Genomic DNA, 19,074 nt, shown 5'->3' with positions numbered 1-19,074 from the left:
GGACCGGGCGACAGCGCAATCCGGCCGCCCGACGGCGGCCGGCCGCACTCAGGCCGGGCGGCCGACCTCGTAGTCGCCCTCGGCGCTGGTGACCTTCACCGGGACCTTCCGCGGCTGCCCGTCGATGGTGGCGTCGCACTCGAAGGTGGCCCCGTTGTCGACCCGGATGTCCTGGCCGCAGGTCACCGACTCGACGGCGAGCCCGTACTCGTCGGTGAGGACCTTCTGCACGCCGGCCTGCACCGCGCCGGTGTCGAAGACCTTGGTGACGAAGAAGCCGGGCGTCCAGAACCCGAGCACGCCGACCGCGGCGGCGATGAGCACCGCCGCCACGATCCCCAGGATGAGCGGCATCTTCGAGCGGCCGCCGCCCTGGGCCGGGGCGTCGGGCAGGGGCGGGTAGCCGCCGCCCCACTGCTGCTGGTTGGGGTCGCCCGGCCAGTGCTGGGTGGCCTGGCCCTGCCCGCCCCAGGCCTGCTGGCCCGGCTGCTGGTCCTGCCCGCCCCAGCCGCCCTGCTGCTGGCCGCCGTAACCCTGCTGGCCCGGCTGGCCGTACTGGCCGCCGTAGCCCTGCGGCTGGCCGTATTGCTGCTGGCCGTACTGCTGCTCGCCCCAGCCCTGCTGACCCGGCTGGGCGCCGTAGCCCGGCTGGCCGCCGTAGGGCTGCTGGCCGCCCGGCTGGCCCGGCTGCCCGTAGCCGCCCCACTGCTGCTGGTCGCCGTAGCCCGGCTGGGCGCCGTACTGCTGCTGGCCGCCGCCGTAGGGCTGACCGCCCCAGCCCGGCTGACCGCCGCCGTGGCGGGGCTCACCCTGCGTCGCCCCCCCGGGCGGCTGGCCGCCCGGGGGCTGCTCGGCGCGGCCGTGGCGCTCGGCCGCGGCGGCGACGTCCTCCTTGGTGACCGGGCGCGTGCGGTCGTTGTCGAGGTCGGGCTGCTCACCCTGGCGACCGGCCCCGCCCCAGCCCCCGGCCGGTCCCTTGCCCCACTCGGGCTGGTCGGACGGGTGTTCGGGCGACTGTCCGGGCCCCTGCGGAGTCGACATCGCGCACCTTCCTCGCCAGCTGCACATCATCCGCAGATCCCCGCGGTCCCCGCGATCCAAGCACAGGGGCGGGCCGTCGTGCAGTCCCTCACCCCCACCTGGTCGTGACCGCGCAGGACGGGCGGTCGCGGCCCGTGCTCGACGGGCCGCCCGCCGGGCGTCAGACGGTGCCGATGGCCACCACCCCGCGGCGGACCGCCGCCACCGCGCCTGCCGCGGCCCGGCCCACCCCGCTGTCGCGCCCGGCCACCCCGACGATCTGGTCGAGCAGGTCGAGGACCTGGCGGCACCAGCGCACGAAGTCGCCTGCCGAGAGCTCCGCGCCGTTCTGCTCGGCCGCCGTGAGCACCGCCGACAGCGACTGCCCGCGAGCCCAGCGGTGCATCGGCCAGGCGAAGCCCAGGTCGGGCTCCCGGGTGCGGTCGACCCGGTGGCGACGCTCGTCGGCGTCGAGCTCCGACCACAGCGCGACGGTGGCCGCGAGCGCCTCGGACACCGGCCCGGGGGGCACCCTCGGCACCGGGCCGTTGTCCCGGCGCGACTCGTAGACCAGCGCCGACACCACCGCGGCCAGGTCCTCGGGGGCCAGGCCCTCCCACACGCCCTGGCGCAGGCACTCCGCGGTCAGCAGGTCGGACTCGCCCCACAGCCGGGCCAGGCGCTCGCCGTGCTCGGTGACCCGCTCGCCCTCCAGGTAGCCGCGCTCGCCCAGCAGCGACCGGATCCGGTCGAGCTGGCGGGCCAGCGAGTGGGTGGTGGAGCTGACCTTCTGGCGCAGCTGCTCGGTCTCGCGCTCCAGGCGGGTGGCCCGCTCGGCCCACCGGGCGTGCGCCTCGCGGTCGTCGCAGCCGTGGCAGGGGTGCGCGCGCAGCGCCCGGCGCAGCGCGGCCAGCTCGGGGTCGTCGTCCTGGCCGCCGCGGGAGCGGCGCCGGGGGGCGCTGGGCGCGACGATGCCGGTGCTGCGCAGCGTGGACGCCAGGTCGCGGCGCACCCGGGGGGTGCGGTGGTCGACGCGGCGCGGCAGGCGCATCCGGCCCAGCGGCTGCACGGGCTCGGGGAAGTCGGCGGTCGAGAGCCGCCCGGCCCACCGGTCCTCGCTGAGCACCAGCGGGCGCGGGTCGCCACCGGGGTCGAGGCCCGGGTCGAGCACGACGGCGATGCCGGCGCGGCGCCCGGCGGGCACCGCGATCACGTCGCCGGGGCGCAGCGAGCGCAGCGACTCGGCGGCGGCGTCGCGGCGGGCCGCGCTGCCCTGGCGCGACATCGCCTTCTCCCGCTCGCCGACGCGCCTGCGCAGCTCGGCGTACTCGGCGAAGTCGCCCAGGTGGCACTGCATGGACGTGCGGTAGCCGGCCAGCGCCTCGGTGTTGCGCTCGATGCGCCGGGCCTGCCCGACCACCGACCGGTCGGCCTGGAACTGGCCCAGCGACTGCTCCAGCAGGTCGCGGGCCGCGTCGACGCCCAGCCTGCCCACCAGGTTGACGGCCATGTTGTAGCCGGGGCGGAACGAGCTGCGCAGCGGGTAGGTGCGGGTGGAGGCCAGGCCGGCGACCTGCTGCGGGTCGACCCCGGGCTGCCAGACGACCACGGCGTGGCCCTCGACGTCGATGCCGCGGCGCCCGGCCCGCCCGGTCAGCTGGGTGTACTCGCCGGGGGTGAGGTCGGCGTGCGACTCCCCGTTGTACTTGACCAGCCTCTCCAGCACGACGGTGCGCGCGGGCATGTTGATGCCCAGGGCCAGCGTCTCGGTGGCGAACACCGCGCGCACCAGGCCGCGGACGAACAGCTCCTCGACGGTCTCCTTGAACGCCGGCAGCATCCCGGCGTGGTGCGCGGCGATCCCGCGCTCGAGCGCCTCGCGCCACTCCCAGTAGCCCAGGACCTCCAGGTCGGCGTGCGGGAGGTCGGCGGTGCGGCGCTCGACGGTGCGCCGGATCTCGACGGCCTCCTCCTCGGTGGTCAGCCGCAGCCCGGAGCGCACGCACTGGCCGACCGCGGCGTCGCAGCCCGCCCGGCTGAAAACGAACGTGATCACCGGCAGCAGCCCGGCCCGGTCGAGCCGGTCGATCACCGTGGTGCGCGACGCGGGCCGGTACCGCTCGCCGGAGCGGCCGCCGCCGCGCGGGCCGCGACCGCGCCCGCGGTCCCAGCCGGCCATCGAGCTCTGCCGCTCCAGGTCGCGGGTGTGGCGGACCAGGTCGGGGTCGACGCGCAGCTCGCCGTCGGCGGACTCGCCCGCGAACAGGTCGAGCAGCCGGTTGCCGACCATCATGTGCTGCCACAGCGGCACGGGCCGGTGCTCGTCGACCACGACGGCGGTGTCGCCGCGCACGGTGACCAGCCAGTCGCCGAACTCCTCGGCGTTGCTCACCGTGGCCGACAGGCTGACCAGCTTGACGTGCTCGGGCAGCTGGAGGATGACCTCCTCCCACACCGCGCCGCGGAACCGGTCGGCCAGGTAGTGCACCTCGTCCATGACGACGTAGCCGAGGTGGTCGAGCTGGCGCGCGGCGCGGGCGCCTGCCGGACCGCCCGGCCCGCTCTCGGCGTAGATCATGTTCCGCAGCACCTCGGTGGTCATCACGACCACCTGGGCGTTCGGGTTGACCGCGGTGTCGCCGGTCAGCAGCCCGACGGCGGACTCGCCGTGGCGGGCGACGAGGTCGGCGTACTTCTGGTTGGACAGCGCCTTGATCGGCGTCGTGTAGAAGCACTTGCGGCCCTCGGCCAGCGCCAGGTGCACGGCGAACTCGCCGACCACCGTCTTCCCGGCACCCGTGGGGGCGCACACGAGCACGCCGTGCCCGTCCTCCAGGGCCGAGCAGGCGGTGCGCTGGAAGCCGTCGAGGTCGAACGCCAGGCTCCCGGCGAACTCGGCCAGCCGGGGACGTGCGGCGCGGCTCCGGGCGGCGGCGTAGGCCTCCGCGGGAGCCTGCGAGGTGCGGGCCACGCCTCCAGGTTTGCACACCGACGACCTTGTGCGCTGACGGGTTCGGCCGCACGGGTGCTCCCCCGGCCCCGGCCGTCGGGTGCGGTCAGCGCTTCGCTGACCGTTTGTAGGCGTCAATCATTCGTTGACGATAGGGTGGGACCGTGTCGAGAACGAACTCGTCGGACGACAGGTTCGTTCTCGACGACGGTGGGGTCAGGTCGCGTCGTCGACCCGGTGCGGGACCGCGCTCGGCGAGGTGTCGATCGGCGAGGGCGTCGCGTCGATGGCGCTCGGGGCGGTGTCGATCGGCGAGGGGGCGTCGGGGTCCCAGGAGTCCCAGCCCTCGGCGGCGCGCACCCGCGCCTTGCGCCGGTCGTTGACCCGGGCGATCTGGATGGCCAGCTCGAACAGCAGCACCAGCGCCACCGCCAAGGCCAGCATCGAGATCGGGTCCTGGCCGGGCGTGGCGATCGCGGCGAACACGAACAGCCCGAAGATCAGCCCGCGCCGCCACGCGGCCAGCTTGGCGTAGGTGATGACGCCGGCCACGTTGAGCATGACCACCAGCAGCGGGATCTCGAAGCTCACCCCGAAGATCAGCAGCAGCGCGATCAGGAAGCCGAAGTAGTACTCGCCGGTCAGCGCCGTGGTCTGCACCTCGTCGCCGATCGTGAGCAGGAACGCCAGGCCCTCGCTGACCACGAAGTAGGCCAGCACCGCGCCGATGACGAACAGCAGCGCGGCCACCGAGACGAAGCTCAGCGCGTAGCGGCGCTCCTTGGCGTAGAGCCCCGGGGTGATGAAGCCCCAGAGCTGGTAGAGCCAGACCGGGCAGGCCAGCACGATGCCTGCGGTCATCGCGACCTTGAGCCGCAGGTTGAACTGGTCGAACGGGCCGGTCGCGAGCAGCGTGCAGGTGTTGTCGACGGTGAACTGGCCGCGCGAGGTCGCCGGGATGGAGCAGTAGGGCTCCTTGAGCAGCTCACCCAGGCTCGGCGTGCCGAACGGGCCGAACTCGTACCAGATGAAGCCGACGACGGTCGTCACGGTGATCGCGATCAGCGCGATCGTCAGCCGGCTGCGCAGCTCGTAGAGGTGATCGACGAGCGACATCGTGCCGTCGGGGTTCTCGACCCGACGGCGTCGCCGCAGGGAGAGCTTGACCACCGGCGGGGGTTACTTGGCGCCGGTGGAGCCCTGACCCGCCGCCCGGCTGGCCTCCGGGGTCCCGTTCTGGGTGCTCGGGGCCGGAGTGGCGGGGGCGGGCGCGGCGGGCCCGGCCGCGGGCGGGGGCAGCTCCGCGGGCGGCGCGGCGGGCGCGGGCGCCGCGGCCGGCGGTTCGGCCGGCTTGCCCTCGTCGCTCTTCATGCCCTTCATCTCGCCCTTGAACACGCGAGCGGACTGCCCGATGGAGCGCGCCATGTCCGGCAGCCGCTTGGCCCCGAACAGCAGCACCAGGACCCCGATCAGGATCACGAACTCCCAGCCGCCGAGGTTCGGCATGCTTCCGTCCTTCCGTCGCGCGGCGCCCGGACCGATCGGCCGGTCGGACCGCGCGGATCAAAGTCGAGTCACGGCGAGTCTACGCCGTGGGTGTGGCGGTTCCCTCGCTCGTACGCTAGCGCGCGCAGCTGTGCGACTCCTGTGCGCACCTCGTCGCGCAGCTCCGCACGGGCCCGGGTGAACCGCCGCACGGGGCGCAGCACCACGATCACCAGCGCCGCGAGCAGCAGCGCGCCCACCACCAGCGCGACCAGTACCGGCACCAGCTCAGCCACCGTCCGCCACTCCCCCGTCGATCCGTCCGGTCGCGTTCCCGCCGGCATCCGGGGCGGCGGGGTCGTCCGCGGACGGGTCGGCGGCGGCCAGCGCCTCCCGCGCCCGCGCACCCACCCGCGCGGCGAGATCGCGCGGCTCGAGCAGCCGCGCGCCCCCGCCCAGCCCCAGCACCAGCCGCACCAGCCAGGTCGGGTCGGCGTAGCGCAGCCGCACGCGCAGCCGCTCGCCCTCGGCCTCCACGACCTCGTCGACCGGGTAGTACTCGGCGACCCAGCGGGCCCGCGGCTCCAGCAGCAGCACCGCGGAGCGGTGCTCGGCGGTGGGCCGGAACAGCCCGCCGGAGACGTCGGTCGGCTCGGCGTCGGGCGGCGGCGAGGCCGGCTCGTCGAGCACGACGACGTCCTCGACGCGGTCCAGCCGGAACAGCCGCACCCCCTCGGCCCGCCGGCACCACGCCTCCAGGTAGCCGCGACCGTCGACGATGAGCAGGCGCATCGGGTCGATCGTGCGCTGGGAGACCGAGTCGCGCCCGGCCGTGTAGTACACGATGTGCATGGCCCGCCCGGAGGTCAGCGCGTCGCGGACGGCGGCGGTGGCCGCCTCCTCCTCGCGGGTGACCTCCACGGCGACCTGCCCCGGACCGGCGTCGCCGACCGCGCGCTCGATCTTGGCCGTCGCCCGGCGCACCGCCGCGGTGTCCACCACGCCGGGCATCTCGGCCAGCGTGCGCAGCGCGACCAGCAGCGCGGTCGCCTCCGCGGTGGTCAGCCGCAGCGGCCTCCCCATGCCGGCGTCGGAGATCACGCTGACCGTGTCGCCGGAGAACGACAGGTCGATCAGGTCGCCCGGGCCGTAGCCGGGCAACCCGCACATCCACAGCAGCTCCAGGTCGCGGCGCAGCTGGCGCTCGGTGATCCCGAAGTCGGCGGCGGCCTCGGCCACCGGGATGCCCGGGCGCGCCTGCAGGTAGGGCACCAGCGACAGCAGCCGGGGCAGCCGCTCGGTGACCCCGCTCGCGCTCACGGCCGGACCGCCGTCTCCGGCAGCGGCACGGCGGGGCCCTGCTGCCCGGGGGCGGCGCCGGGCGGGGCGTCGGCCGCGGGCCCGGCGGGCAGGTCGTGGGCGGCCGCGGCGGCGGCCCAGCTCGCCCGCACGGCCGCGCGCAGCGACTCCGGGCCCAGCACCGCGACGTCCGGGCCCTGCCCCGCCAGCCACCGGGCGACGGTCTCGACGCTGCGCAGCTCCAGCTCGATCTCGTCGCCGGGGCGCCCGCGATGGGTGCGCGGGCCGATCGCGCGGGCGATCCGGCGCAGGCCGTGCGCCCGCCCCGCGGCCACCCACACCCGCGCGCTGCCCGTCACCGGCGGCGGTGCCACGTTGTGCCGGACCATCGCCATCAGGTCGACGTCTCCGGGCACGCTCACCGCCCCGGCCGGCCCGACGGCGCGGACCGGCTCGCTGATGCGCGAGACCCGGAACGAGCGCGGGGCGTCGCGGTCGCGGTCGTGGCCCACGAGGTACCAGCGGCCCCGCCACGACACCACACCCCACGGCTCGACGGTGCGCTGCTGGACCCCGGACTCGCCGCTGCGGTGGTGGTGGAAGGTGACCACCCGGCCCGCCTGGACCGCGGCCAGCAGCGGTCCGAACGCCGGGTCGGCGGTGACCACCCGCGGCTCCACCCGCCCCCGGTCCTCCTCGACCTCCACGCCGGCGGCGCGCAGCTTCAGCAGGGCCCCGTGCGCCGGTCCGGCCAGCTCGGGCGACTCCCACAGCCGCGAGGCCAGCGCCACGGCGGCGGCCTCGTCGGGCTCGAGGTCGATCTCCCCGAGCTCGTAGTCCTGGCGGGCGACGCGGTAGCCGTCGACGGAGTCGAAGCTGGAGGTGCGCCCGACCTCCAGCGGCACGCCCAGCTCGCGCAGCTCGTTCTTGTCCCGCTCGAACATGCGGAAGAAGGCGTCGTCGGTGGGGGCGTCGGCGTAGCCGGGCACGATGGAGCGGATCCGCTCCGCACTGAGGAACTGGCGGGTGGACAGCAGGCAGAGGACCAGGTTCACCAGCCTCTCGGCCCGGGCGGAGGACACGAGGGGATCCTACGACCAGCGCCGATGGCGCCGTGGCCGGCCGCCGCGACTCGCCGCCCCCGCGCGCCGGGCGGCGTCTCAGGATGCGACACCCGGCGCTCTTGACCCGGCGTGTGGCCGCGCCCACGCTCGGCGGGTGGATCCGCAGCAGCCCGAGACGTTCAACCCGTGGACCGTGGTCAACCTGGTGTTCCACCACCTCGCCGAGCAGGGGCTGCACCCGGTGCTGGGCGGGCACGGCGACCCGGCCGAGCCCGCGGCGGCGCTGCTGCGGGCGTTCGGGATCGAGCCGGGGCGCAACGACGAGAGCGTCACCTCGCCCGCCGTCCAGGACACGCTGGCCGACCTGCGCGCCCGCATGTTCCCCGACGTCTGACGGGCAGGCCCGGTCAGAGCGAGGCGATGAGGCGGTCGACGCGCTCGTCGACCGAGCGGAACGGGTCCTTGCACAGCACGGTGCGCTGGGCCTGGTCGTTGAGCTTGAGGTGCACCCAGTCGACGGTGAAGTCGCGCCCCGCGGCCTGCGCGGCGGCGATGAAGTCGCCGCGCAGCTTGGCCCGGGTGGTCTGCGGCGGGGTGTCCTTGGCCGCCTCGATCTCGCCGTCGTCGGTGACCCGGTCGACCAGGGACTTGCGCTGCAGCAGGTCGAACAGGCCCCGGCCGCGGCGGATGTCGTGGTAGGCCAGGTCGAGCTGGGCGATGCGGGGGTTGGCCAGGTCCATGCCGTCGCGGCGCCGGTAGCGCTCGATGAGCCGGTGCTTGATGGCCCAGTCGATCTCGCGGTCGATCAGCGAGAGGTTGCCGGACTCGACGGCGTCGAGGGTGCGGCCCCACAGCTCGAGCACGCGCTGGATGGTCGGGTCCTCGCTGCCGCGCGCGGCGACGTGCTCGACGGCGCGGGAGTAGTACTCGCGCTGGATGTCGAGCGCGCTGGCCTCCCGGCCGCCTGCCAGCCGGACCGTGCGCCGCCCGGTCAGGTCGTGGCTGATCTCGCGGATGGCCCGGATGGGGTTGTCCAGGGTGAAGTCGCGGAACTGCACGCCGGCCTCGATCATCTCCAGCACCAGGTGCGCGGAGCCGATCTTGAGCAGTGTGGTGACCTCGGACATGTTCGAGTCGCCCACGATGACGTGCAGGCGGCGGTAGCGCTCGGCGTCGGCGTGCGGCTCGTCGCGGGTGTTGATGATGGGCCGGGAGCGGGTGGTCGCCGAGGAGACGCCCTCCCAGATGTGCTCGGCGCGCTGGCTCAGGCAGTACACCGCGCCGCGCGGGGTCTGCAGGACCTTGCCCGCGCCGCAGATCAGCTGGCGGGTGACCAGGAACGGCAGCAGCACGTCGGCGATGCGGGAGAACTCCCCCGCCCGCGCGACCAGGTAGTTCTCGTGGCAGCCGTAGGAGTTGCCCGCCGAGTCGGTGTTGTTCTTGAACAGGTAGATGTCGCCGCCGATGCCCTCGTCGACCAGCCTGCGCTCGGCGTCGACCAGGAGGTCCTCCAGGATGCGCTCGCCCGCCTTGTCGTGGGCCACGAGCTGGGCCAGCGAGTCGCACTCCGCCGTCGCGTACTCGGGGTGGCTGCCGACGTCGAGGTAGAGCCGGGCGCCGTTGCGCAGGAACACGTTGGACGAACGCCCCCACGAGACCACCCGCCGGAACAGGTAGCGCGCCACCTCGTCCGGCGAGAGGCGTCGCTGTCCGTGGAAGGTGCAGGTGACCCCGAACTCGGTCTCCACACCGTAGATCCGCCGCTGCATCCCGCAAGCGTAGGCGCAGACCGGCTGATCGTGTCACGTTCCGCGCCGACCGGATCGACGCATCACGGGGCCGATCGACGCGGTCGGGTGACCCGGGGTGTCCCCGGGGCCGCCCGCGCAACCCCTCCCGGCACGGCCGGTAGTTCTACCGAGGCGCGCGGGGCGCGGCCGCCGATAGCGTTCCCCGCAGGGGGCGGACGGGCGAACCGGTCGCCTCCACTCCCCGGCAGGTCCGGGGGGATGGCGCCGGGCCCGTGGGGGGTGTCCGGCAGGACCCGCCGGGGAGCCGCGCCCGCCGTCGCGCCCGGCGGCGGGCGCGGCGCCGGTCCGGGGCGGCCTCCCGCGCTGCCCCGGACCCGGCGGCCCCCTAGGGTCGGTGGGTGATCTCCCGGCTGCGGCGCTACACGGGCCACGTGAACGACACCGACCGCGCCATCTCCCGCGCCGTCTCCGCGCTGCCGCCCAGCGCGCTCGACCCGACGATGAAGGCGCTGTCCGCGGCGGCCGACCACAGCCTGCTCTGGTTCGCGATCGCCGCCCTGCTCGCCGGGCGCCGCGGCGCCACCCGCAAGGCCGCCTTCCGCGGCGTGCTCGCCATCGCCGGCGCCAGCGCCAGCTCCAACGCCGTCATGAAGCCGCTGCTGCCCCGCCGCCGCCCGGCCGCGGCCGAGCTGCCCGCCTACCAGACCATCGACAACCCGCCGACCTCCTCGTCGTTCCCCTCCGGGCACGCCGCGTCGGCGGCCGCGTTCGCCACCGCGCTGGCCATGGAGAGCCCCCGGCTGGGCATCGCGGTCGCCCCGCTGGCCGCGGGCGTGGCCTACTCGCGGGTCCACATCGGCGTGCACTGGGCCTCCGACGTGCTCGTCGGGGCCGGGGTCGGGGCGGGTGTGGCGCTGGCCACGCAGCGCTGGTGGCCGGTGCGGGTCACCGACGAGGCCAGGGCGCGGCCGCTGGACACCGTGCCCGAGCTGCCCGGGGGTCGCGGCCTGGTGATCATCTCCAACCAGCGCTCCGGCGACCCCGAGCACGACCCGGCCGACGAGCTGGAGGCCGCGTTCCCGGCCGCCGTCGTGGTCCGCGCCGAGCCCCACCGCGACCTCGACGAGCAGCTCGACGAGGCCGTCGAGAAGCAGGGCGAGGAGGCCAGGGCGGTCGGGGTCGCCGGCGGCGACGGCTCGGTCGCCGCCGCCGCCGCGGTGGCCGGGCGGCGCGGGCTGCCCATGGTGGTGGTGCCCACCGGCACCCTCAACCACTTCGCCCGCGACGTCGGCGTCTACGACCTGCAGGAGGCCGTCGACTCCACCGGGGCCGGGCAGGCCGTCGCGGTCGACCTCGCGCTGGTCGAGATGCACCCGGGCCGGGGCGCCGACCCGCACAGCGAGCAGGTCGTGCGCACCCGCTGCTTCATCAACACCGCCAGCCTGGGCTCCTACCCCGACCTGGTGCGCCTGCGCGAGAAGTGGCAGCCGCGCTGGGGCAAGTGGCCGGCCTTCGCCGCCGCGCTGGTCACCACCCTGCGCCGGGCCGAGCCGGTGAAGATCAAGATCGGCGACCGGTGGACGTGGGTGTGGTTCCTGTTCGTCGGCAACGGCCCCTACCACCCGCGCGGCGCCGTCCCGGCGTACCGGCCGACGCTGGACTCCGGACTGCTCGACGTCCGCTGGCTGCGCGCCGACCTGCGGTTCTCCCGGCTGCGCGCGGTGGCCGCGCTGCTCGGCGGGGCCGTCGGGCACAGCCGGGTCTACGCCGAGCGCCAGGTCCCGCGGATCGACGTGGAGCTGGCCGTGCCGGGGATGCTGGCCACCGATGGCGAGGTGGTCGAGGAGTCGGGGCGCTACACCTTCCGGGTGGCCGACGAGCCGATCCCGGTGTACCGCCGCCACGAGGACCAGTGGACCGGGCGCGAGCGCCCCTTCCAGGGCTGAGCGCCGCCCCGCGGCGGCGGCGCCTGGACCGCGACTACGACTTCAGGTCGTCCTCGACCGCGGCGCTGCCGGCGGCGACGTCGTCGCCACCGGCGACGCCCGAGGGCTGGGCGGGCGCGTCGACCCCGCGGTTGGCCTCCGGGAGCAGGTCGCGCAACGCGGCGCCCTCCAGGCGGCGGAACGTGCGCCGCGGGCGGGTCCGGTCGAGGACCGCCACCTCCAGCGCGGACACCCCGAGCAACCGGTCGGCGCCGGGGGCGCCGTTGGCGATGCCGGACTGCAGGCCCTCCACGGCGATGGCCAGGGCCGCGGGCAGGTCGAGCCCGGCGCGGTAGATCTCCTTGAGCTTGGCGCTGATCGGGTCGGTGGTGCCGCCCATGACCACGAACTGCGGCTCGTCGGTGATGGAGCCGTCGTAGGTGACCCGGTAGAGCTGGTCGGACTCGGAGTCCTCGCCCACCGCGGCCAGGCACAGCTCGACCTCGTAGGGCTTGGGCTGGTCGACGAAGGCGCTGCCGAGCACCTGGGCGTAGAAGTTGGCCAGCATGCGGCCGGTGACGTCGCGGCGGTCGTAGGAGTAGCCGCGGACGTCGGCCATCCGGATGCCGGCGTTGCGCAGGGTCTCGAACTCGTTGTAGCGCCCGACCGCCGCGAAGCCGATCCGGTCGTAGATCTCCGAGACCTTGCGCAGCGCGCGACCGCGGTTCTCGGCGACGAACAGCACGCCGCCCGCGTAGGTCAGCACCACGACGCTGCGACCGCGCGAGATCCCCTTGCGGGCCAGCTCCGAGCGGTCGCGCAGCAGCTGGTCGACCGAGGAGTAGAACGGCATCGTCACGGGGAGGGCTCCTGGATCCTTCTGGCGTTCGGCGTGCGGGCGGGAGTGGGTGCGGGCGGGGTCAGCCGCCGGGCTTGCCGGTGCGGTCGGCGACGACCTCGCGCACGACCGCCTCGATCTCCTCGTCGGGGTGGCGGACGGCGCCCTCGTCGCCGGTGATGCTGACGACCACCGGGAAGATGCGGCGGGTGAGGTCGGGGCCACCGGTGGCCGTGTCGTCGTCGGCGGCGTCGTAGATGGCCTCCACCGCGGTGCGGACGGTGGTGGTCAGGTCGGCGGCGGGGTCGTGCAGCTTCTTCATCGACGACTTGGCGAACACCGACCCGGAGCCGACCGAGTGGTAGCCCAGCCACTCGTCGTAGCGCCCACCGGTGGGGTCGTAGGTGACGATCCGGCCGGCCTTCGACGGCTCGGCCTCGGTGTCGTAGCCGACGAACAGCGGCACGACGACGAAGCCCTGCATGGCCGCGCCGAGGTTCTGCTGGACCATCGAGGCGAGCTTGTTGGACTTGCCGTCCAGCGACAGCGGCACGCCCTCGAGCTTCTCGTAGTGCTCCAGCTCGACGGAGAACAGCCTGACCATCTGGATGGCGATGCCGGCCGAGCCCGCGATGCCGACCGCGGAGTGCGAGTCGGTGATGAAGACCTTCTCGATGTCGCGCTGGGCGATGACGTTGCCCGACGTCGCCCGCCGGTCGCCGGCCATGACGACCCCACCGGAGAACGTGAGCGCGACGATCGTGGTGCCGTGCGGGACGTCGAGCCCGTGCCCGCCGCCCCTGCCGCCCGCCGGGCCGCCGTGGGCACCCCCGGGCGCGCTGCCGTCGCTCAGCCGGCCGGGCAGCAGGTGCGGGGCGTGGGCGGTGACGAAGTCGGTGAACGAAGACGGGCCGGGCGCGAGGTACGCGCCGAGGCCCGCCGGGGTGACCGGCGACCCGAACTCCATGGTCTGGTGCGTGCCTTCCCTCGTGCGGTGCTTTCCCCCGGGCTCGGCCGGGCGGCGCTGACGCGGCCGATCGTGCCGGGCAGATCTTGCCGTGCGGGTGGTGCGCGGGGCCAGTGGGCCCCGGTGTGCGGCTACTGGCCGCCCTTCTGGACGTAGGCCCGGACGAAGTCCTCGGCGTTCTCCTCGAGCACGTCGTCGATCTCGTCGAGGATCGTGTCGACGTCCTCGCCGAGCTTCTCGCGGCGCTCCTGGCCCGCCGCCGCCCCGTCCGCGCCGTCCTCGTCGTCGCCGCCCCCGCCGCCCTGGCGCTTGGTCTGCTCCTGGGACATGTCTGCCTCCCTCATCGCGCGCCGGTGCCCGGACCACCCGCGCCTCCGCGCGGGCCGATCCGGGTCGGCGTAGCTGAACACTACCCAGCCGACCGCCGACACGCCCGCGAATCCGGGGGCGCCGATCGGGGCGCCGACCTCCGATCCGGGCCCGCGGGGCCGGTCAGCCGCGGGTGAGCGCCTCCACGAGCTCCTCGGCGGTGGCCGAGTTGTCGATCAGCTCGCCGACGTGGCGGCGGGTGCCGCGCAGCGGCTCCAGGGTGGGGATGCGCACCAGCGACTCCCGGCCCAGGTCGAAGATCACCGAGTCCCACGAGGCGGCGGCGACCTCGGTCGGGTAGCGCTCGAGGCAGCGCCCGCGGAAGTAGGCGCGGGTGTCCTCCGGCGGGTTGCGCATGGCCGCGGTGACCTGCTCCTCGCTCACCAGCCGCTTCATCGAGCCGCGGGTGGCCAGCCGGTTGTAGAGGCCCTTGCCCATCCGCACGTCGGAGTACTGCAGGTCGACCAGGGCCAGCCGCCCGGAGTTCCAGGCCAGCCCGTCGCGCTCGCGGTAGCCCTCCAGCAGCCGCAGCTTGGCCACCCAGTCGAGCCGGTCGGCGCACTCCATGGGGTCGCGGGCCAGCGCGTCGAGCACCTCGCCCCAGATCCGCAGCACCTCGGCGGTGTCGTCGTCGACGTCGGCGCCGAGGGTGTTCTCGACGTGCTTCTTCGCCTTCTCGAAGTAGGCGGTCTGCACGTCCAGCGCGGTCATCTTGCGGCCGTCGGTGAGCTCGACGGTGGTCTTGAGCGTCGGGTCGTGGCTGATCCGGTGCACCGAGCGGACCGGCTCGGCCAGCCGCAGCTCGTCGAACCGGACCCCGTTCTCGATCATGTCCAGGACCAGCGCGGCGGTGCCGACCTTGAGCAGCGTGGAGTACTCGCTCATGTTGGCGTCGCCGATGATGACGTGCAGCCTGCGGTACTTGTCGGCGTCGGCGTGCGGCTCGTCGCGGGTGTTGATGATGCCGCGCTTGAGGGTGGTCTCCAGCCCGACCTCGACCTCGATGTAGTCCGAGCGCTGGGCGAGCTGGTAGCCGGCCTCGTCGCCGGAGGCGCCCAGGCCGACCCGGCCCGCCCCGCAGACGACCTGGCGGGTGACGAAGAACGGCGTCAGCCCGGCGACGATCGAGGGGAACGTCGTCGAGCGGGCCATGAGGTAGTTCTCGTGGGCGCCGTAGCTGGCGCCCTTGCCGTCGACGTTGTTCTTGTAGAGCTGCATGCGCGGCGCGCCGGGCACGGTGGCGGCGCGCTCAGCGGCCTCCTCCATCACCCGCTCGCCCGCCTTGTCCCAGATGACCACGTCGCGCGGGGTGGTGACCTCGGGCGTGGAGAACTCCGGGTGGGCGTGGTCGACGTAGAGGCGCGCGCCGTTGGTGAGGATCACGTTGGCCGCACCGAGGTCGTCGACCTCGGTGTCGCTCGCGGAGTGCAGGGTGGGCGCGGACAGGTCGAATCCGCGGGCGTCGCGCAGCGGCGACTCGACCTCGTAGTCCCAGCGGGCGCGCCGCGACCGGGGGATGTCCGCGGCCGCGGCGTAGGCCAGGACGACCTGGGTCGAGGTGATGACCGGGTTGGCCGAGGGGTCACCGGGGACCGAGATGCCGTACTCGATCTCGGTGCCCATGATCCGGCGGGCGGTCACCGGTGGGTCCCGGGGACGGCGACGTACCGTGCGTGCGGAGCCATACGGCGAGCCTAGCTCCGGTCGGGAGATGATGAAGGTGCAGGTTGGGCAGGATGCGGCCGCGGAGCCGGTCGCGCTGTTCGACGCCGCGGGCCGGGTGGTCGGCGTCGCCCCGCGCGGGGTCGTCTACCGCGACGGCCTCTGGCACGGCGCGACCGGCGTGCTGGTCCGCAGCGGCGACGGCGAGCGCGTCTACGTGCACCGGCGCTCGGCCGACAAGCTGGTCTTCCCGGGGGCCCACGACTGCTGGGCAGGCGGGGTGATCGGGCCGGGCGAGTCGCCGGAGGACGCCGCCGCCCGCGAGCTGGCCGAGGAGCTGGGCGTGCGCGGGGTGCCGCTGCAGCCGATCGAGCGCTTCGCCTGGGACGGGTTCGCCGAGGACGCGGGCATCCGCTGCCACACCTTCACCTACGAGGTGCGCTGGGACGGCCCGCTGCACCACCAGCCCGAGGAGGTCGTCTGGGGCGCCTGGGTCACCCTCGACGGGCTGCGCGCCATGCTGGCCGACCCGATGGCCTGGCCGTTCGTCCCCGACGGCCGGGTCGGCATCCAGCGGTGGTTCGCCCTGCGCGGCGAGCCGCTCGCCGGCTGACCCCGGTACCCGGTCGCCGCCGGTGCCGCGCCCGGACGGGGCACGCCAGGATGGCCCGATGGCCCGGATCCGCGACCTCGTGATCGACTGCCGGCACCCGGCCCCGCTCGCCCGCTTCTGGGCCGCGGTGCTGGAGGACTACCGGGTGGCCCCCTACGACGAGGCCGAGCTGGCGCGCCTGCGCGCGATCGGGGTCGACGACCCGGAGGACGACCCGTCGGTCCTGCTGGAGCCGCGCGCCGGCGGGCGCCCGCGCATCTTCTTCACCGCGGTGCCCGAGCCCAAGTCGGTCAAGAACCGGGTCCACCTGGACCTCGACGCCGACGACTTCGCCGCCGAGCTCGACCGCCTGGCCGGTCTGGGGGCGGCGCAGGTGGCCGAGCACGAGGACCTCGTGGTGCTGGCGGACCCGGAGGGCAACGAGTTCTGCCTGGTGCGCGACCCCGCTACAGGTTGATCATGTGGCCGGTGAGGCCGTGGAAGGTCTCCTGCAGCGCCTCGCTCAGCGTCGGGTGCGCGTGCACGTTGCGGGCCAGCTCGGTCGCGGTCAGGTCCCACTTCTGGGCCAGGGTCAGCTCGGGCAGCAGCTCGGTGACCTCGGCGCCGATCATGTGCCCGCCCAGCAGCTCGCCGTAGGTGGCGTCGGCGACCAGCTTGACGAACCCGCCCGGCTCGCCCAGCCCCTGCGCCTTGCCGTTGGCGGTGAAGGGGAAGGTCGAGGTGACGACCTTCCAGCCCTTCTCGTCGGCCAGCTCCCTGGCCTGCGCCTCGGTGTAGCCGAAGCTGGCGACCTGCGGCGAGCAGAAGGTCGCCCGCGGCATCATCACGTAGTCCAGCTCCTGGGTCTCGGCGTCGGCGATCGTCTCCGCGGCCACCACGCCCTGGGCCTCGGCCACGTGCGCGAGCATCAGCTTGGCGGTGACGTCGCCGATCGCGTAGACGTGCGGGACGTTCGTGCGCATGCGGTCGTCGATGGCGATGGCGCCGCGCTCGGTCAGCTCGACGCCGATCTCCTCCAGGCCCAGTCCCTCGGTGTTGGGCGCGAAGCCGATCGCCTGCATGACCTTGTCCGCGGTGAGCGTGGACTCCTCGCCGTCCTTGCTGACGGTGACCGTGACCTGGTCGCCGGAGTCGTCGATGGACTCGACCCTGGTCGAGGTCAGCACGTCGACGCCGTACTTGCGGAACCGCTTGGCCAGCTCCTTGGAGACCTCGGCGTCCTCCAGCGGCAGGATCCGGTCCAGGAACTCGACCACGGTGACCTTGACGCCGTAGTTGCTCAGTATGTAGGCGAACTCGATGCCGATCGCCCCGGCCCCGGCGATGATGATGCTGCCCGGCAGGTCGCGGTCGAGGATCTGCTCCTCGTAGGTGACGACCCGCTCGGACAGACTGGTGCCGGGCAGCAGCCGGGTCGAGGCCCCGGTGGCGATGATCACGTCGTCGAAGGTGATGGTCTCGGTGCCGCCGTCCTTCAGCGCGACCTCGACGGTGTGCGCGTCGGTGAACCGGCCGCGCCCGTCCACCTCGGTGATCTTGTTCTTCTTCATCAGGTAGTGCACGCCCTTGACGCGCCCCTCGGCGACCTTGCGGCTGCGGTCGTGCGCGACGCCGAAGTCGAACGACACCTCGCCGGAGATGCCGAACGTCTTCGCCTCCTTCGTGACCAGGTGGTTGAGCTCCGCGTTGCGCAGCAGGGCCTTCGACGGGATGCAGCCGACGTTGAGGCAGACCCCGCCCCAGTACTTGTCCTCGACCACCGCGACGCTGCGTCCGAGCTGAGCGGCCCGGATCGCCGCGACGTACCCGCCCGGCCCCGCTCCGAGGACCAGGACGTCGACGTGAGATGCCATGTCCCCAATCTAGGCCCGCACCCGCGGCGGCGTCCTACGCAGGTTGGCCCGGCCGGTCGGCGCCGTCGGGCACGACCGGCCACGGCGGGTCGCCGTCGGTGATGTGGTCGATGATCGCGTCGCTGATCTCCAGCAGGGCCTCGCGCTGGGCCTCGGTCAGGGCGTCGAACAGCAGCGAGCGCACCTCCTCGACGTGCGAGGGCACGGCCCCCTCCAGCTGGGCCAGGCCCTCGGGGGTCAGCTCGGCGATCTGCCCGCGCCGGTCGGACTCGCAGGGCTTGCGCCGCACCCACCCCGCCTCCTCCATGCGCGCCACGGCGTGGCTGAGCCGGCTGCGCGAGGACAGCGAGGTGCTGGCGAGCTCGCTCATCCGCATGGCCCGCCCCGGCGCCTCGGACAGCCGCACCAGGATCTCGAAGTAGGCGTGCGGCAGCCCCGCCTCCTGTTGCAGCTGGCGCTCGACCTGGTCGAACACCAGCCGGTTCGCGGTCAGGAAGCTGCGCCAGGTGCGCTGCTCCGGCTCGGTCAGCCAGCGCGGCTCCTCTTCGGGCACGGACACGTCCCCTCCCCCGGGAATTAGTTGAACACTCAAGCCGTTGGGGCTAGTGTCCGGTGAAACCTGAGCGTTCAAACATCTGTGGAGTCACACATGAGCAGCCCCGCCAGCACCCGCATCCCCGGCTACGTGGCCGGCACCTGGGACATCGACCCGGTGCACTCCGACATCTCCTTCACCGTGCGTCACATGATGGTCAGCAAGGTACGCGGTCACTTCGGCACCTTCAGCGGCGAGATCGTGACCGGTGCGGACCTGACGGACTCGCAGGTCAGCGCCACCATCGACGCCACCACGATCGACACCGGCACCGAGCAGCGCGACAACCACATCCGCTCGGCCGACTTCTTCGCGGTCGAGGCCCACCCGACCTGGACGTTCACCTCCACCGCGATCCGCCCCGACGGCGACGACTTCGTGCTGGCCGGCGACCTGACCATCAAGGGCGTCACCCGCCCGGTCGAGCTGGCGCTCGAGGTCAACGGCTTCGGCCCGGACGCCTACGGCGGCACCCGCGCCGGCTTCACCGCCAAGACCACCATCGACCGCAACGACTTCGGCGTGGACATCAAGATGCCGATGGACGGCGGCGGCGTCGTGGTCGGCGAGAAGGTCCAGATCACCCTGGAGATCGAGGCCGTGCTGCGCCAGTCCTGACCACCGGACGCGCCCGACTCCGCGGAGCGGCGTTCCCGCGCCCCGGCGCGGGGGCGCCGCTCGCG

At 74.1% G+C, this 19,074-nt stretch carries 19 protein-coding genes; 5 read left to right on the top strand and 14 right to left on the bottom strand.

Features of this window, described 5'->3' with window-relative positions; genetic code table 11:
• Positions 1–48: 48 nt before the first annotated feature.
• From KDL28_RS13730 to KDL28_RS13700, 7 genes are all read right to left on the bottom strand, one after another.
• Positions 49–1,041 carry a DUF4333 domain-containing protein gene (locus tag KDL28_RS13730; RefSeq protein WP_252438464.1) on the bottom strand — a complete coding sequence of 331 codons (993 nt, stop codon included), beginning with the start codon at positions 1,039–1,041 and terminating at the stop codon, positions 49–51.
• A gap of 160 nt (positions 1,042–1,201) precedes the next feature.
• Positions 1,202–3,991, bottom strand: coding sequence for a DEAD/DEAH box helicase (locus KDL28_RS13725; RefSeq protein WP_252438462.1), 2,790 nt, complete (start codon positions 3,989–3,991; stop codon positions 1,202–1,204).
• A 195-nt stretch (positions 3,992–4,186) separates the two neighbouring features.
• Positions 4,187–5,086: a twin-arginine translocase subunit TatC gene (tatC, locus tag KDL28_RS13720; protein ID WP_256501516.1), complete on the bottom strand. Its 900-nt coding sequence runs from the start codon at positions 5,084–5,086 to the stop codon at positions 4,187–4,189.
• 63 nt (positions 5,087–5,149) lie between these two features.
• Positions 5,150–5,476, bottom strand: a complete 327-nt coding sequence (tatA, locus tag KDL28_RS13715) for a Sec-independent protein translocase subunit TatA (protein ID WP_252438458.1) — start codon at positions 5,474–5,476, stop codon at positions 5,150–5,152.
• Between the two features lie 68 nt (positions 5,477–5,544).
• Positions 5,545–5,751 (bottom strand): hypothetical protein, encoded by a 207-nt coding sequence (locus KDL28_RS13710; RefSeq protein WP_252438456.1) that lies wholly within the window; start codon positions 5,749–5,751, stop codon positions 5,545–5,547.
• Positions 5,744–6,775, bottom strand: coding sequence for a helix-turn-helix transcriptional regulator (locus tag KDL28_RS13705; RefSeq protein WP_252438454.1), 1,032 nt, complete (start codon positions 6,773–6,775; stop codon positions 5,744–5,746). Before KDL28_RS13705 ends, KDL28_RS13710 begins: the two co-directional genes overlap by 8 nt.
• Positions 6,772–7,836, bottom strand: coding sequence for a helix-turn-helix transcriptional regulator (locus KDL28_RS13700; RefSeq protein WP_252438452.1), 1,065 nt, complete (start codon positions 7,834–7,836; stop codon positions 6,772–6,774). Before KDL28_RS13700 ends, KDL28_RS13705 begins: the two co-directional genes overlap by 4 nt.
• A gap of 136 nt (positions 7,837–7,972) precedes the next feature.
• On the opposite strand from KDL28_RS13700, the gene KDL28_RS13695 reads away from it, so the two are divergent.
• Positions 7,973–8,212, top strand: coding sequence for a hypothetical protein (locus KDL28_RS13695; protein ID WP_252438451.1), 240 nt, complete (start codon positions 7,973–7,975; stop codon positions 8,210–8,212).
• A 13-nt stretch (positions 8,213–8,225) separates the two neighbouring features.
• Here KDL28_RS13695 and pafA read toward each other — a convergent pair whose 3' ends face one another.
• Positions 8,226–9,587 (bottom strand): Pup--protein ligase, encoded by a 1,362-nt coding sequence (gene pafA / locus KDL28_RS13690; RefSeq protein ID WP_252438449.1) that lies wholly within the window; start codon positions 9,585–9,587, stop codon positions 8,226–8,228.
• 380 nt (positions 9,588–9,967) lie between these two features.
• Between pafA and KDL28_RS13685 the strand changes: the two genes are divergently transcribed.
• Positions 9,968–11,515 carry a bifunctional phosphatase PAP2/diacylglycerol kinase family protein gene (locus KDL28_RS13685; protein WP_252438447.1) on the top strand — a complete coding sequence of 516 codons (1,548 nt, stop codon included), beginning with the start codon at positions 9,968–9,970 and terminating at the stop codon, positions 11,513–11,515.
• Between the two features lie 34 nt (positions 11,516–11,549).
• Here KDL28_RS13685 and prcA read toward each other — a convergent pair whose 3' ends face one another.
• From prcA to dop, 4 genes are all read right to left on the bottom strand, one after another.
• Positions 11,550–12,353, bottom strand: a complete 804-nt coding sequence (gene prcA / locus KDL28_RS13680; RefSeq protein ID WP_252438445.1) for a proteasome subunit alpha — start codon at positions 12,351–12,353, stop codon at positions 11,550–11,552.
• Between the two features lie 61 nt (positions 12,354–12,414).
• Positions 12,415–13,299, bottom strand: coding sequence for a proteasome subunit beta (gene prcB, locus KDL28_RS13675; RefSeq protein ID WP_252438443.1), 885 nt, complete (start codon positions 13,297–13,299; stop codon positions 12,415–12,417).
• A 131-nt stretch (positions 13,300–13,430) separates the two neighbouring features.
• Positions 13,431–13,628 carry a ubiquitin-like protein Pup gene (locus KDL28_RS13670; protein WP_252438441.1) on the bottom strand — a complete coding sequence of 66 codons (198 nt, stop codon included), beginning with the start codon at positions 13,626–13,628 and terminating at the stop codon, positions 13,431–13,433.
• A 163-nt stretch (positions 13,629–13,791) separates the two neighbouring features.
• The gene (dop, locus tag KDL28_RS13665) at positions 13,792–15,291 is read right to left on the bottom strand and encodes a depupylase/deamidase Dop (RefSeq protein ID WP_252438494.1); all 1,500 of its coding nucleotides are present in this window, start codon (positions 15,289–15,291) and stop codon (positions 13,792–13,794) included.
• Between the two features lie 97 nt (positions 15,292–15,388).
• On the opposite strand from dop, the gene KDL28_RS13660 reads away from it, so the two are divergent.
• The gene (locus KDL28_RS13660; RefSeq protein WP_252438439.1) at positions 15,389–15,943 is read left to right on the top strand and encodes an NUDIX hydrolase; all 555 of its coding nucleotides are present in this window, start codon (positions 15,389–15,391) and stop codon (positions 15,941–15,943) included.
• A gap of 58 nt (positions 15,944–16,001) precedes the next feature.
• A complete protein-coding gene (locus tag KDL28_RS13655; RefSeq protein ID WP_252438437.1) occupies positions 16,002–16,400 on the top strand; it encodes a VOC family protein in 399 nt (132 codons plus the stop codon).
• On the opposite strand, the gene lpdA is transcribed toward KDL28_RS13655, so the two are convergent.
• A complete protein-coding gene (lpdA, locus tag KDL28_RS13650; RefSeq protein WP_252438435.1) occupies positions 16,390–17,796 on the bottom strand; it encodes a dihydrolipoyl dehydrogenase in 1,407 nt (468 codons plus the stop codon). The two genes, KDL28_RS13655 and lpdA, sit on opposite strands and share 11 nt — an antisense overlap.
• A gap of 34 nt (positions 17,797–17,830) precedes the next feature.
• Positions 17,831–18,355 carry a MarR family winged helix-turn-helix transcriptional regulator gene (locus tag KDL28_RS13645; RefSeq protein WP_252438433.1) on the bottom strand — a complete coding sequence of 175 codons (525 nt, stop codon included), beginning with the start codon at positions 18,353–18,355 and terminating at the stop codon, positions 17,831–17,833.
• Positions 18,356–18,445: 90 nt separating this feature from the next.
• On the opposite strand from KDL28_RS13645, the gene KDL28_RS13640 reads away from it, so the two are divergent.
• Positions 18,446–19,009 (top strand): YceI family protein, encoded by a 564-nt coding sequence (locus KDL28_RS13640; RefSeq protein WP_252438431.1) that lies wholly within the window; start codon positions 18,446–18,448, stop codon positions 19,007–19,009.
• Positions 19,010–19,074: the final 65 nt, after the last annotated feature.

This window comes from Pseudonocardia humida (assembly GCF_023898865.1).
GTDB classification, from domain to species: domain Bacteria; phylum Actinomycetota; class Actinomycetes; order Mycobacteriales; family Pseudonocardiaceae; genus Pseudonocardia; species Pseudonocardia humida.
The sequence above is the reverse complement of the archived record's forward strand: the minus strand, read 5'-3'. Positions and strand labels throughout refer to the sequence as shown.

Coding starts and splice junctions, on each gene's coding strand:
- prcB (WP_252438443.1), bottom strand. CDS start 13,299: ATGGAGTTCGGGTCGCCGGTCACCCCGGCGGGCCTCGGCGCGTACCTC.
- KDL28_RS13730 (WP_252438464.1), bottom strand. CDS start 1,041: ATGTCGACTCCGCAGGGGCCCGGACAGTCGCCCGAACACCCGTCCGAC.
- KDL28_RS13640 (WP_252438431.1), top strand. CDS start 18,446: ATGAGCAGCCCCGCCAGCACCCGCATCCCCGGCTACGTGGCCGGCACC.
- pafA (WP_252438449.1), bottom strand. CDS start 9,587: ATGCAGCGGCGGATCTACGGTGTGGAGACCGAGTTCGGGGTCACCTGC.
- tatC (WP_256501516.1), bottom strand. CDS start 5,086: ATGTCGCTCGTCGATCACCTCTACGAGCTGCGCAGCCGGCTGACGATC.
- lpdA (WP_252438435.1), bottom strand. CDS start 17,796: ATGGCATCTCACGTCGACGTCCTGGTCCTCGGAGCGGGGCCGGGCGGG.
- KDL28_RS13670 (WP_252438441.1), bottom strand. CDS start 13,628: ATGTCCCAGGAGCAGACCAAGCGCCAGGGCGGCGGGGGCGGCGACGAC.
- dop (WP_252438494.1), bottom strand. CDS start 15,291: ATGGGCACCGAGATCGAGTACGGCATCTCGGTCCCCGGTGACCCCTCG.
- tatA (WP_252438458.1), bottom strand. CDS start 5,476: ATGCCGAACCTCGGCGGCTGGGAGTTCGTGATCCTGATCGGGGTCCTG.
- KDL28_RS13655 (WP_252438437.1), top strand. CDS start 16,002: ATGGCCCGGATCCGCGACCTCGTGATCGACTGCCGGCACCCGGCCCCG.